The 1,156-nt window shown below is 41.2% G+C and carries 1 protein-coding gene; it reads right to left on the reverse strand.

Annotated features, from left to right (window positions below):
• Positions 1-91: 91 nt before the first annotated feature.
• On the reverse strand, positions 92-1,156 hold a 1,065-nt coding region (locus GW12_RS02640), incomplete at its 5' end, for a transposase (protein ID WP_034583060.1).

The raw sequence follows: 1,156 nt of genomic DNA on the forward strand, positions 1-1,156 counted from the left end.
TCCCTTTAGCCGTAAAACCTCGCCCTTCAGGGCGGGGATATAAGGCTGCAATCCGCTAGTCCCCCTTGTGGGCATAGGTATCTACACATCTTTAGGTACCTAGTGCAATAGTTGCGATTTCATTCAGTTCATCTATTGAATATTCTGAGAGCAGTTGAAGAGTATTTAGTAAAATCGAGAGTCCTGCCAATATGGCAGGCGCACTCTCTACCTTGCCTCTTTTCTGTTGTCTACCTGAAAGTCTAGTCAAAAATGCACGGACTTTCTGATTTTGTTCATCTGTACAACGCTGTACTCTCCACGTCAACACACAAGCCATACAACTGATTAGCAAACGCCTTAAAATCGCTTCTGGCGTAGTCTGAAGCCATGACTCAATATCATGGCCTGCTTGCTTGAGAAGTTTGAAATAACATTCGATTGACCAACGCCAGTAATACCAAGTCGTCAGTTCTACTGCGGTAATCTCAGTTGGTACATTACTGATCAATGACCATCTTGCAACTGTCTTTTCATTAATATCTTTAACCACCGCAATAATCAGTCTAGCCTCAATTGCAGCACCTTTCTGAGGAGCAACTCTTTGACCTAAACAATCTTTTTTATTTGATTTTGCAGCACGGGTAAGCCGAACATTGGTTTCTCCAACATAAAGCATATGTTGATTACCCTTATAAGAAATGGGTTTCACTTGCTGTATTTCGATACGTTCAGCAACTTCTCCAACTTTACATATTTCACCCTGATGCTCAATCCGATTTCCTTCCTTTGCTCGAATAAGCCATTGAAAACCATGACTGCTTAATTCCCTGAGATGAGCAATGGAATCTCCTTCACGATCAATAATATGTACGCAGGTTTTATCAAGAGGAAACTGTTCAACTTTTTGAATTTGTTCAGAAAGGGAGTCTAAATGGGTTTTATGTTCGGTCTGTTGCTCATTGAATGTCGAATAGCAACCTGAAGCACTAGAAAGGGTCTGAGCTAATGGAGCAACAGGTAGTCCAGAAGCAGCATCAACAAGTAAGCTCGTTTGTAATTCATAGCCTGAGTCGTACTGATGTGTCCTTTGGAGTTTTTGGGTTTTATTACGATGTGTCACATATTGGATTTGTGACCAATCATGAATAACTAAAGCATAACGATGCAGCGATGT

Source organism: Acinetobacter sp. HR7 (assembly GCF_000773685.1).
Classification (GTDB): Bacteria; Pseudomonadota; Gammaproteobacteria; order Pseudomonadales; family Moraxellaceae; genus Acinetobacter; species Acinetobacter thermotolerans.